Origin of the sequence: Sphingobacterium sp. DR205, assembly GCF_011064245.1 — a bacterium.
Lineage (GTDB): Bacteria > Bacteroidota > Bacteroidia > Sphingobacteriales > Sphingobacteriaceae > Sphingobacterium > Sphingobacterium athyrii.
In genome coordinates, this window is the sequence record NZ_CP049333.1 from 911,761 (window position 1) to 925,257 (window position 13,497).

The 13,497-nt window shown below is 40.9% G+C and carries 8 protein-coding genes; 3 read left to right on the forward strand and 5 right to left on the reverse strand.

What is annotated here, in order from left to right:
- The first annotated feature begins 123 nt into the window (after positions 1-123).
- Positions 124-921: a glycerophosphodiester phosphodiesterase family protein gene (locus G6053_RS03820; RefSeq protein WP_165305601.1), complete on the forward strand. Its 798-nt coding sequence runs from the start codon at positions 124-126 to the stop codon at positions 919-921.
- A 483-nt stretch (positions 922-1,404) separates the two neighbouring features.
- Positions 1,405-3,768 carry a glycoside hydrolase family 3 N-terminal domain-containing protein gene (locus tag G6053_RS03825; RefSeq protein ID WP_206531863.1) on the forward strand — a complete coding sequence of 788 codons (2,364 nt, stop codon included), beginning with the start codon at positions 1,405-1,407 and terminating at the stop codon, positions 3,766-3,768.
- Between the two features lie 50 nt (positions 3,769-3,818).
- Here the strand turns inward: G6053_RS03825 and G6053_RS03830 are convergent, their stop codons facing one another.
- From G6053_RS03830 to G6053_RS03850, 5 genes are all read right to left on the reverse strand, one after another.
- A complete protein-coding gene (locus G6053_RS03830) occupies positions 3,819-4,853 on the reverse strand; it encodes a sialidase family protein (RefSeq protein ID WP_165305602.1) in 1,035 nt (344 codons plus the stop codon).
- A gap of 206 nt (positions 4,854-5,059) precedes the next feature.
- Positions 5,060-6,496, reverse strand: coding sequence for an alpha-L-fucosidase (locus G6053_RS03835; RefSeq protein WP_165305603.1), 1,437 nt, complete (start codon positions 6,494-6,496; stop codon positions 5,060-5,062).
- 71 nt (positions 6,497-6,567) lie between these two features.
- Positions 6,568-8,148 (reverse strand): SusD/RagB family nutrient-binding outer membrane lipoprotein, encoded by a 1,581-nt coding sequence (locus G6053_RS03840; protein ID WP_165305604.1) that lies wholly within the window; start codon positions 8,146-8,148, stop codon positions 6,568-6,570.
- Positions 8,149-8,166: 18 nt separating this feature from the next.
- Complete coding sequence (locus tag G6053_RS03845) at positions 8,167-11,391, reverse strand: SusC/RagA family TonB-linked outer membrane protein (protein ID WP_165305605.1); 3,225 nt, start codon at positions 11,389-11,391, stop codon at positions 8,167-8,169.
- 23 nt (positions 11,392-11,414) lie between these two features.
- Complete coding sequence (locus G6053_RS03850) at positions 11,415-12,539, reverse strand: ROK family protein (protein WP_206531864.1); 1,125 nt, start codon at positions 12,537-12,539, stop codon at positions 11,415-11,417.
- A gap of 373 nt (positions 12,540-12,912) precedes the next feature.
- On the opposite strand from G6053_RS03850, the gene G6053_RS03855 reads away from it, so the two are divergent.
- Positions 12,913-13,356, forward strand: a complete 444-nt coding sequence (locus G6053_RS03855; RefSeq protein WP_165305607.1) for a hypothetical protein — start codon at positions 12,913-12,915, stop codon at positions 13,354-13,356.
- Positions 13,357-13,497 lie beyond the last annotated feature (141 nt).

Here is a 13,497-nt window from a genome sequence, read left to right on the forward strand (position 1 = left end):
ACCTTGATCCATAGGAGTATTGGTTGTCGAATAAACAAATTTATAAGGATGAAAAAAAGCTTTTATTGTATTATCTTGTTAGGTATAGTGCGAATGTCCCTTACCATGTTATATGCTCAGTCTGTGAATTTACTAAAAAATCTGGATCAAAAGAGTATACATATCGCGGCACATCGGGGTGCACACCTGACGTATCCCGAAAATTCTATCGCTGCAATTGAAGAGACGATTCGCTTGGGTACTTCCGTTGTGGAATTGGATGTTCGCGCCACAAAAGATGGTGTACTTGTACTGATGCATGACAATACACTCAATCGTACCACAAATGGAAGTGGGGAGGTCAGTAAACATACCTACGCCGAAATTCAGAAAATGCGTTTGCGTGGCCCCGCTGAAGGTGAAATGACTAATTTGACAGTTCCAACGTTGCAGGAAGCGCTGCGTGTCTGTAAAGGGAAAATTATTGTTGACCTGGATTTTAAGGAAGAACGGAAGGGATTTGTCGCCAAAACCTATGATCTTATCGCTCAAGAGGGGATGGAAGACCAGGTGTTATTTTTTCTTTATGATTACAAAGATATGCCGGGCATCTATAAACTCAATACAAAAATCACGATTTTCCCGCGGGCACGGAGTATGAAGGAACTGAATGCGATTCTACAGATGAAGATGACATCAATCATCCATCTTGATGAGTCGTTTACGGACACAGAAAGGCTTAATTCCCTGCGGCAGCAGGGTGTTTATTTCTGGATGAATAGTCTGGGGGATGATGATGAAAAAGCAAGCCTGGAAGGGGTAAAAGTCTACCGGTCATTCTTGGAAAAATACCCTTATGTACGTATTGTACAAACAGATTATCCGGGTCTTTGGACTGATGCAATTACAGTGCATTCGGAAACTGATCGTACCGGAGAATAATGCTATTCTTTTATCTATTCGGTTAGAAAATATTTATGCGCTGTAGCAGTCCGGCAGGTTGAGACGTTGGAGTTATAACTAAATGAGAGGCGGCATAGATAAATTATTGCCAATGGAATACCATTTTAAAGGAAAAGTAAAGCAGAAAAAATAAGTAGCATTCCTATAACACATGAATGGAGAGACGGCTTGCCGTCTTTTCTTATTTTAGGAGATAATATTTTTTACATGAATTGTAAATGTATAGAAATTAATAACCCTTTCCTTCGTTTTGGATAATGAATACGATGTAGTGATTTTGCATATATGCAGGTAATTTATTCGTTCTATTGATTCGGATTCTGAATTTTCTATATTCGAAAAATTATCTTGATTATTACTGCTAAATCGTTAATTTAGTATTTTGAAACCGGTTGCATATAGTGTGTGATGCAAAAACTACAGGTCTCATAATATATAAAAAATGCTTAAAATAGACTACTTATGAAAGTCCAAATAATACTTTTTACGGCAATGGCAACATTGCTTTCGCCAAAAGTTCAAGCCCAAAAATTGCCCTATAAAAATGGCACATTGCCTACCGAACAGCGGGTCAAAGATCTTTTAGGGCGTATGACCGTGGAAGAGAAGGTCGGGCAACTAAGCAAATTGCTTGGATGGGATATGTATGAGAAAAAGGGCAAGTATGTCGGGGTTAGTGATAAATTAAAGAAAGCGGTAAAGGAGCAGCATATCGGCTTGTTGTGGGCCACATTGCGTGCCGATCCCTGGACACAAAAAACCTTACTCAATGGTCTTACTCCCACGGAAGCTGCACGGGCGACCAATGCCATTCAGCGATACATGTTGGATAGCACCCGCCTGGGTATTCCATTGTTGCTGTCTGAAGAAGCTCCGCATGGACATATGGCCATTGGTGCCACGGTATTCCCGACGGCAATAGGGCAGGCGAGTACCTGGAATCCGGATCTAATTCAGCGTATGGCATCAACAATTGCTCAGGAGACTTACGCTGTCGGCGGAAAGAATGGTTATGGCCCCGTTCTTGATCTGGCGCGCGATCCGCGTTGGTCCAGGACCGAGGAAACCTATGGGGAAGACCCTTACCTCATCGCACAGATGGGAAGCGCCATGATCCGTGGTTTTCAGGGTGAGAAGCTTGGGCAACAGGATAAAATCATTGGTACATTGAAACACTTTGTTGCTTACGCTGCACCCGATGGCGGACATAATGGTGAGTCTGTATCTTTTGGTGAACGAAGCCTAAGACAGTATTTTCTACCGCCATTCGAGCGTGCCGTTAAATCCGGTGCGGGGTCGGTCATGACGGCATATAATAGTATTGACGGTATTCCTTGCTCTGCAAATCCTTGGCTGTTGAAAGATATTTTACGGAAAGACTGGGGGTTCAAGGGATTTGTGGTGTCAGATCTATTAAGTATTTCTGGTCTCAACGGTGGGCATGCAACGGCGGCGACAGCAGCAGAAGCCGCTTCACAAAGTATACATGCCGGATTGGATGTGGACTTGAGCGGATCGGGATACGGCCCGAATCTATTGCAAGCGGTACAACAAGGACTGGTCGAGCCGGCAGTATTGGATACTGCAGTAGCGCGGGTGCTACGGATGAAGTTTAACCTTGGGCTATTCGACCGTCCTTATGTAGATGAGAAGCTTGTTGCTCAAAAAGTTGCCACAGCACAGAATAGATCTGTTGCACGACAGGTTGCACGGGAATCCATTATCTTGCTGAAAAACGAACAAAATATCCTACCATTAAGCAAATCGTTGAAACGGATTGCGGTGATCGGGCCAAATGCTGACAATGGCTATAATCAATTGGGGGATTATACTGCGCCACAGGCCGAAGGGAAGGTTCAGACTGTATTGACAGGTATTCGCTCGGCTCTGGGAAGAGGAACGCAAGTTGATTATGTCAAAGGTTGCGCCATCCGTGATACGGCAAATTCTAATATTCCAGCTGCGGTAGCGGCTGCTGAGCAAGCAGATGTGGTAGTTTTGATTCTCGGAGGTTCGAGTGCTCGGGATTTTAAAACTTCTTACCAGGCAACCGGAGCAGCGAATGTAGATCCCAATACTGTCAGTGATATGGAAAGCGGTGAAGGATTTGATCGCGTTTCGTTGGATATGATGGGCGATCAAATAAAACTGATGAAAGCGATCCGGGCAACAGGAAAACCTGTAGTCCTGGTGACCATTATGGGACGACCACTTAATCTGAATTGGGCTGCTGAACATATTCCTGCGATCGTAAATGCCTGGTATCCCGGACAGGAGGGTGGATTGGCTATTGCCGATGTCCTGTTTGGCGATTATAATCCGGCCGGCCGGTTACCGATTTCTGTGCCTCGCTCTGTGGGCCAGCTTCCTGTACATTATAATCATACAAAACCTAAACATCATGATTATGTGGAGATGTCGGCCAAACCTCTATATGCTTTTGGTTATGGATTAAGTTACAGTAAATTTGAATACAGCAACTTACAGGTCGGACTGACCGAAGGTGCAGCTGATTTTGTGTGTACGGTTTCTTTTGATGTCGAAAATAAGGGTAGCGCGGCCGGTGATGAAGTAGCGCAGTTATATGTTGTCGATGAAGTCAGTTCGGTAGTAACACCCATTATGCAGTTAAAACAATTCGAACGTAAAACCATTGCAGCAGGAAATAAAGAAAGGTACACTTTCCAGTTAGGCAAAGAAGATCTTAAACTGTGGAACGCAAATAATGTTTGGAAAACAGAGAAAGGGAAATTCAAATTGCTGATCGGGGCGTCATCCGACGACATTCGATTGAAAGGAGAGATGGAACTAAAGAAGGATTACTAAGACAATTCCTTAAATAAACAAAGGGATCTATTGAAAATAGATCCCTTTGTTTATTTAAGGATAATGTGCTTGATACTCTTTCTATTCCATGTATACGTGATATGTATTAGACCACTGTTATCTTGAATAATTGTGGGGTAAGAATACTCGTCCCCCTTGACCCCGTCTTCAAGTATAAGAGCATCTTTCCATTGTAGGCCATTACGGGAAGTTGCGACACGCAGCTTTGTACGCCCTTCCCACCAATCTTTTCCTGCTATGGCGGGATTGTAAACGATCATAAATAAACCATTTTTCAATCGGATGGCATCAGTAGCCGAGTTGGGGTTGAGCAGATTGGTGGCTTTCCATGATCCCCAGTTATTGCCTTGATCGGAAGAAAAAGCACTCATTACTTTATTTTCTTTACTGCGACAAAGTACCTGGAGGCGGCCATCTCTGTGTTGGACAATACTGGGCTGAATGACTTGAATATTTGTATCGGGCCGAATTGTATGAATAGACCAGGTTTTACCCCGGTCGCGACTTATTTCTACATGCGCTTTCCAGATTTCGTCTTTTGATTCGGTACTGGAAGGAGATAGTATGTCTCCATTAGACAATGTAAATGGTTTGTTTTTAATTGGGCCCAAAATACCATCGGGTAATGCCTGTGCCACAGACCAGTGACGACCTTTATCGAGGGAGTATTTGACATAGCCTTTCCATTCTCTTGGGTTAGGACCAATTTTATAGAATAAATAGAGGGTATCACTTTTAGGATGTTGATAGAGCACGGGGTTCCAGGTCGGATAGCGTTTGTCTGCAAGAATCCCATCAGCGATTTGTACTGGTGTTTGCCATTTTCCGTCTGTATAATGGGAACTCCATATCACCACATCCGGATTGGATTCTTGCGTGCCGCCAAACCAGCAAGCCAAAAGGCTGTCTTTGCCGATGGATTGTATGGTCGAAGCATGACATTGTTTGAAATTGACCTGTCCTTCCTTGAAGATCTGCCGGGATGAGATGATCTGCGGCTTATAACTTTTACATGAATAAAATGTTATGAGTAATAATGCTAAAAATAAGGTTATCTGTTTCATTCGGTTAGTACGTGCTGACAAGTTCACAAGTGCTGTTTTTTATAGGTTGTATTTTAGTTATTTGAACAATGATTGATGGTAGCGATCAGGTGGATTTGTATTTGTTGATCTTCGTTAGTCAAATGAAAGCCTCTGAAAATGCCTGAAATCGATCATCGTTATCGGATAACAAAAAAGCAGCTTGATGTAATCCAGCTGCTTTTTTGTTACTTGCTTTGCAATTGAATCGCGGTAGCATAATTAAATCTTGTACCCGGACTTCTCAGGGTGATCTGATTGTCATGTTGCGACCAATTCAAACGACCTTTATGGCCCAATATTGTTATTTTTTTTACCTTAAAATTGTCAGGTACCTCAAAGACATATTCATTCGGCTGTTGGTAAGTATCTCCCTCCGACAGGTGGAATACATTGACGATTTTATTGTCTTTACTTCGGGTATAATAATAATCACCTTGATGGTAAGGCGCAATGGTACGTGTAGCGTATACAGCACTTTGGTTGATCTTCATCCAAGCGGCCAATTCGTTTAAACGATCATATGCAGCCTGATCGTAGTCTCCTTTAGGGCCAGGAGCAATGTTCAGCAAATAGTTACCACCACGAGCGATAATCTTGACAAGAGTTTCGACGATTTTCTTTGTTGGCTTATAATTATCGTTGGGAACATAGCTAAACGAGTCACCCATAGTAATACAGCTTTCCCAAGGAATGTCCAGGGGATGTTCAGGTATGGCCTGTTCCGGTGTGACATAGTTTTCCCAGTTACCGGGAACGGTGCGGTCTACGACAATGATTCCGGGCTGATTTTTTCGGGCCATGCCACCAATGCGATCCATATCAATATTTTGTTCAACTTTGATGGTTCGTTGCCAGTCTACAGATTGATCAATCGTTTTGAATGGACGTACCCAACCACCGTCCAACCATAAGATATCGACTTTGCCATATTCAGATGTAAGTTCATTGATTTGGTTGTAGGTATAGTTTTTGAACTTTTCCCAACGTTCAGGATGCTTTTGGGGATCATAGTTTACATTGCGATCTTTTGGCGGGAAATAACTCCACCAGTAATAATCCGTATGCCAATCCGGTTTTGAAAAATAAGCTCCGATTTTGAACCCGTCATTGCGAAAAGTATTGAATATTTCTTTGGTGACGTTAGCTTTTGGGTTTGAAGAGAAAGGGGTTTTGCTGGAAGTAATTTTATAATCCGATTCCTTGGTGTCAAACATGGCGAATCCATCGTGATGCTTGGTCGTAAAGACCACATATTTCATTCCGGCTGCTTTGGCGGCATCGGCCCATTTTTGTGGGTTGAAATCCGTAGGATTGAATGTTGTCTGTAGATTTTCGTAGTTCTTTACGTATTCGTTGTAAGTTGCGCCATGTTCAGGCTTGCGTTGTGTCCAGCCCTCATCTTCCGGACATAAACTCCAGCTTTCAACAATCCCCCATTGACTGTAGGTCCCCCAGTGCATGAAGAGACCAAATTTCATGTCTTGCCATTGTTCGAGGGTTTCGATCACCTGCGGATCGGTAGGTTTTTGATAGCCACCCGACACATTATGGGCTTGACCAAAGACTAAAATAGAGGTCGTAGCCAAGAGTGCGGTTGATATAATGGTTGTCAGTTTTTGCATGTATAAATATAATGAAAATGATAAAAAGAAAGCCACTTGAAGGTGGCTTTCTGTAGGAGATGTAGTGTCGATTAATTGACGTCCCAGAAAATTTTGGTTGTTCGTGTGTCCTTTGATCTTACGGCTTCGTAATTTTTACTATTATTTGATACCTCTGAAGATGGATAATTCAACCTCATAGGTGGATTCGCGAAGTTGACAAGCCCAGCTACTGGAAAGGTTAGCACTGGATAGCCTGTTCGTCGTAATTCGGACCAAGCTTGTTGTGCCTGTAGAAAACCATAGTGCAACCATTTTTGCGTATAGATTAACTCAAGGTCTTTATTTTTATCCCCTGTGAATGTTATCGTGGATTTATCAATAAAATCATTGATGACATTGTCGGCAGGTTTAGTTTCGGTTTTTAAACCGGACTTATTTATATTGTTCAAATAATAGTAGAAAGATATTGACTGTTTTACAGCTGTATTATAAGCCTCTTTAGCTGCAGCACTTGATCCCCATCTTAACTGAGCTTCGGCTTTAATAAAGTTGGTTTCACTGGCTGAAAATACGATACCGGGAAGTTCTTTGTTGTCAGCAAATGTTGTGGAATCCAAAATAGAATAGCTTTGATAGTTCTTTTCCATCTCGGTGGAAGTAAAAGTAATCGGCATGGCTTTATACTCTTTGTTTGGTATAAATTTATTATCCACAGTTACTCCAAATTTGTCATAAAATACCGGAATACGGGGATCCTTTGATGGTAACATAACCTTGTTTAACATATGGTCAGTTGCATAATGATTAGGCCCCTCAATCAGCCCTTGTCTTAATGTACCTGTATAGTTTGTCAATGGAGCCAAAAGGATATCTTCTGTTTTTGGATCATAGCTGCCATTATTGTTTCCATCTGCTAATGGAAATTGACTTGGGTTATTTAGGATCTCCAATATCTCCGTGCGTGCTTTGGCTTCGTCGACATTGGAAATTCGCAATAATAAACGAAGTCTCAGCGAGTTTGTGTACTTTCTCCATTTACCGACATTACCGCTGTTTAATATATCATATTTGGCGAATTCGGGATTAGATTCTACGGTATCGAAATAGGTGTTTATCTCCTTTAAATCCGATATGAATTGATAATACAGCTCTTTTTGATCATCAAATTTTGGAAGTTTGATCACATTAGTTGAAGGTAGGCTGCCTGCTTCGCTGAACGGGATATCGCCATAGTTGTCTACTAACTTTGAAGCCTCGTCTAAGACAACTACTTTTGCTGCCTGCAAGATAACTTTGGCATTAGCTTTTTCTTCCTCAGGGAGTGCAGCATAGGCTTTTTCCATGGCTCTATAGATGCCAAGTACGCCTGGTGAATAGAAATCTACCCAATAATCATATGAATAGCCATCATTTGGCTGATACATGGAATTGGATGGGATAAAAGATGCTGTTTGTGTATAAATTGCCTGATTTGATAAAATGAAAGTTCTATAATGCCAATAGGAAGGTCTCACCCGGTCATTATTTAACAATTCGGCAAAGAATGCTGAAACACTGGCTTTTTCGGTAGCGTCTGGATTTTGAAATTTTTCATCCAATTGCTTTTTACAGCCTACCAAGGAGGTTAAAGCAGTCGTAAGTGTAAATATGGTAAAAAATATTTTTTTCATGATTTCAGTAAAAAGTGATTAAAAATTAGCGTTTAACGAAAAACCAAAGCTTCTTGTTGCTGCGGAGGAACCAACGTCAACACCCTGAGCCCACCAAGCATTTCCTACTGGAGCTTCAGGATCAAGATTTTTCAATGTTCGGTAGAAATAGAATAAATTTCTTCCGATTAATGAAAATCTAAGATTGTTCATTTTGATGCGTTTTGTAAAGCTGTCCGGGATCCGGTAACCAATAGAAAGTTCCCTTAGTTTAATAAAGTTATTGTCATAAACCGCACCTTTTTCAGACCAGGAGTCATCACCCCAGTTAAACGTATTGAAGTAATATTCCGCTCCACTTAAATGTACATCATTTGCTTTTCCAGTATTGGCATTAACACCCGGTAGCGTGATGCCACTTTCTCTGTAGGGAAGTGTGTTCTCATAAAGTCCGGAAGCCATTCCATACTTAAGATTTTCGGATACCATTTTACCGCCAAACCGGTAATCAGCAGTGAAATCTAAGCTAAAGTTCTTGTAGTTAAAGGTATTTGTCCATCCACCAATTGCTTTAGGCATAATATTGCCTACCATTTTATATTTGGATTTATCCATTACATAAAAGCCTTCATCCGATATCAGATTATTGCCATTCTCATCTTTAGCGATATCATATACATAGATATTTCCCAGAGTTTCTCCTGCTTTTGCCGTAATTTTTAATGAATTGGCATCAGCTGAGTAAAAAACCAATTCATCAACACCCGCCAATAATTCTTTGACTTTAGAGCGGTTGAAAGAATAATTTAGTCTGGAATTCCAAGTGAAATTTTCGTTTTGGATAGGCGTTCCGTTAATGGATAATTCCAATCCATGATTAGCTATTTTTCCAATATTTAGAAGCTGAGATGTTGCACCTGTTGATGCAGGTGTTGTCAACCCAAGAATTTGATCCTCGATATAGTTGTTGTAGTAACTTGCATCTAAGCCGATTCTGTTTTTTAGAAATTTCAATTCCAGACCGAACTCCATTTCATATTTCCTTTCCGGTCTAAGATCTAGATTACCATATCGGTTTTTGTACGTCAATGCCGGTATAGCTCCATTCACTGTTAACAAAGGCGCTTGAGTATAGGCGATATTGGCTTCGTAAATAGCAGCATCATTACCTACGATACCATACGAAGCACGTAACTTACCATAGGAAAACTTGTCGGATTTGATATTAAATGCATCACTAAAAATGAAACTACCACTTAGGGAACCATATTGGTAGTTGTTGTTTTGTGGAGGAAGAGTTGATGAGTATTCTGAACGGTATGTTCCATCAAGATAAGCAAAGCCCTTGTAACCGATGTTTAATGACCCAAAGTAAGCGTATTTAAGCATTTCCTTTCGAGCATTCGTCGTTGTAGCCTGCGCCAAGCTGTTGCTTAAACTAAACCAGTTTTCAGTAACGAGCCCAGAAGCGGTGCTTGAGGATTGATCATCGTAATTTTCTGACCGGGATTGAAAGCCAACACTAGCTGAATAGTCAAAATTTTCATTGATCTTATTGCTATATGTCATCATTAAATCGCCATATAAAATTGAATAGGCTCCTTTAGTGGTTGAATAGCCACCGGTACTGCTTGACGGCGAATTATACTTCGTTGCATTCTCTGTGTACTGCTTATTTGTACTGGTAGCAGAAGTAAAGTCATTCCCTATTCTTCCTCTGAATTTGAGGTGATCAACTACATCCCAATTTAATGTCGCGCTGGTTAAAATACGGTTTTCAACCTCATCATAACTGTTTTTATACTGATTCCAGAAATAATCCAATAGGTTTGATGCACGCATTGTGTAAATAAAATCCTCCGGACGGCCTGTACCAAATTTCGAATACTTATAGCCATCTGATGTTTGATAGGCTTTTTTCATGGCTGCCATATCCTCCGTTCTACTGAAGAATCCATCAAAACTACCTAGTACCTGTCCTAAAAGGTATGTTCTATTGTGCGTGTTGGTGTTGATATAATTCGCGACGATATCTGTGGATAAACGGTTACTTAGCTTTAATGAGCTATTTAAATTAAATGTATTTTTTGTCTGTTTGCTTCCCGGGCTGGTACTTTTATAATCCATGCGGGTTGCACTCAAACGATAATTGAGTTTTTCAGTCTGATTGGATATTCCGATGTTTGCGGTAGAATTATAACCTTTGTCGAAAACGTCGTAGTAATTGTTTTTACGCGCAACGTAAGGTCTAATCTGGCCATCCCACCAAAGAACATCTTCTCCCGTAAATTTGGGACCGAAGCTTGCGTAGGACCTAAAGTAAGGTCGTCGTCCAGTGGGTGACTTGGCATCCAGGATCCAACCTTCTTCGGTAGCGCCATTGGTGACGTTAATGCCGGCATCATACCCCGGACCATATTCGTTTTGAAATTTCGGTAAGAATGCGGCGCGCTCCAAGGATCCTGTGTAATTAAAATCGACACCTAGACCGCGTCCCTTAGTTCCCTTTTTTGTCGTAATAACAATCACTCCGCTCGCTGCATCTGAGCCATATAATGCACTTGCTGCAGCACCTTTTAAAATGGATATGTTATCGATGTCTGCAGGATTGATATCCAACATTCCGTTGCCGCGGATTCGTTGATCACGATCGAAGTTGTTGTTGTTGGCTCCAGCAGCCCCATTTTGCTGATCGTTTCGGATGATAATTCCGTCCACAACGTAAAGTGGTTGGCGTTGATAGTTTAATGAATTGATCCCACGGATCTGCACATTTACCGCACTGGCCGAACCACCAGGAGCAGTGGTGATTTTTACACCTGGTGCTTTACCGTATAATGCGGAACCGAAGTTGGTGTTTCCAGCTTTAGTAATTTCATCAGCCTTGATGTTGCTTACCGCATATCCCAAAGCTTTAGACTCGCGTTTTATACCCATCGCTGTTACAACGACTTCATCAAGGGCCGACGCATCGGGACTTAGTGTAACATTAATCGTTTTATTCGATCCAACCACAATTTCTTGGGCTTTGTATCCAACGATTGAAATTCTTAATGTTTCGCCTTGGGCCGCTTGAATGGTAAAAGAACCATTGGCGGTTGTCTGTGTGCCCTTTGTAGTTCCCTTTACGGTAACGGTCGCTCCAGAGACAGGACCATTAGCATCCGAAACAATCCCAGTGATGCTTTGCTGCGCATAGAGTGATGTGGCACTGAATAGTGTACATAAGGCCAATCCGGCAGCTCTTTTGTAAAATAGACTCATGTTTTAGGTATTTGTGTAAAATATTAGTTTATAATGCGTGCGATAAATTTTTCGATAACTAAAGCCGTTGTGCCCAGTTGCTGAGCGTTCCTGTGTAACGTTGAGATACTGAGGGTCGTTTTTTTTGCAATCTTTGGAATACTATATTCATTGACAGCAACCTGGATTTGTGGTGCTAAAATCTGACCTATTTCTGCACCCCTACCACTGATAATGATTCGATGGGGATTTAGAATATGGATAAGCGTAGATATTCCTTTTCCTAATAAATATCCAATCTTCCCAATATTATTAATGGCTATTTGATCCCCGATTTGTACTGATTTTATCAATGCTTCAACTTTATTGTTATGTTCTAGCTCTAATTTCTCATAGATTGAATATGCTCCCTTTTTGATATCTTTTTGGATATTTCGGATAGCAGCGCTAATTGATGCTTCGACTTCCAGACATCCTCTTTTCCCACACGAACATAACGTCAGGGTATCAGAAAGTGGGATATGACTGAATTCTCCAGCAAATCCGGAGGTTCCTTTGAATATATCGTCATTGATCAGTATACCAAGTCCAACCCCCCAATTAAGATTGATGACAAGTGAATGGCTGGAGTCTTGAGCTTCACCGAATTTTTTCTCTGCCCACGCAACACAACGGGAATCATTGTCTATAACAGTAGGGATGCCGAATTTAAGTTCAATTTGCTCACGGATGTTGTATAAGCGCGAATGTTCGTTATACGATTCGTTGAGTCCGGTTTCAGAATTGACAAATCCGGGCATGCTAATTCCGACGCCTATTATTAGCTGTTTATCTAGTTGATTTTCCGACAGAAAATTATCTAGGCAGTTTATAATTAAGTCTGGAGCATTTGTATCTCTTAGATCGATAGGAACATTATTCTCAGCGAAAAGTATTTCTGCTTTTAAATTGGTTGAAGCTATTGAAGTGTAGAACTGGTCAATGGATATACTTATGACGGTATGGGACAAGTCTTCATTTAGCCTATATTGGATTGCCTTTCTTCCCCCTGTGGAGGCTGCGTATCCCTTTTCAACGATAATGTCTTTTGCCAATAGGGCATTGAGTTGTTTTGTAACGGATGGAATGCTCCTTGATAGGGTATTAGCAATTTCCGAAATCGGTTGCATGGGGCGGTAGTACAAATTTTTTAATATATCGACAACCATATTAGTTCAACTTCAGTGAGTAGTGATTCGGTTTGTAATTTTAAAAAGACATTGATTTATCCAATATCCAAGTTAGTATGCACAATATTAGCCTCTTCTGATCCAGCCTAATCGGTGGATCATACTAATGATGATGCAATAAAGATATGTAGTATTTCTATTAAGTTCAAAATTCTTTTTAAATTTTTTAAAAAGAAGTGTCAAAAATGCAGGCGTAATATATAAGATGCTCCCTTCTGCCGTTAAATGGAGAATATTATGTGTAACAATTTGTCTATATTTATGTAAGGTTTGATCGGTTTCAAACCAGCTATTCTTCACAATTATAACAGTTATGAGAAAACATCAAATTTTTAAAAGCATGCTTTGCTTAGGCACTATTATATGCTTTGGCTTCACAAGGGCAGATTTAAATTCCAATGCCAAACGCGATTTACCAACTCTTTCTTCAAAAGCAAAAACGGTTGTTATGGCGGCTTTGCCAACGGTACTGAATGGGATATGGAGCGAATCTGCCACAATAGGTTCGGGTTCGATGCCGCCTATGAATTTCGTTGCTTTATACCCCAATAGATGTACGGATGCCATAGATGCGGAATGGCAGGTTTCCCCTTCGGCAACAATTACATACGATTCGGGATTAGATTGTCTCTTGGAAAACCATACTGGTGTACGGATACAATTTTCTAATAGCGGTACATATACAGTTTCGGCCCGGGTAAAAAATAAAGATGGGGTTTGGACGAATTGGGCTTATACGACAATTACTAAAATGTAGTATCGAATGAGTTTTTCAGGAATAGCTATTGGCGGCCAATTGGACGTAAAAATGCCCTATTAATATCGGGACAATTCAGGTCGTCAAAAGGTTTGTATTAAAAAATCTCGTATAAAAATGATATAAAAAGAGGAGATGTAT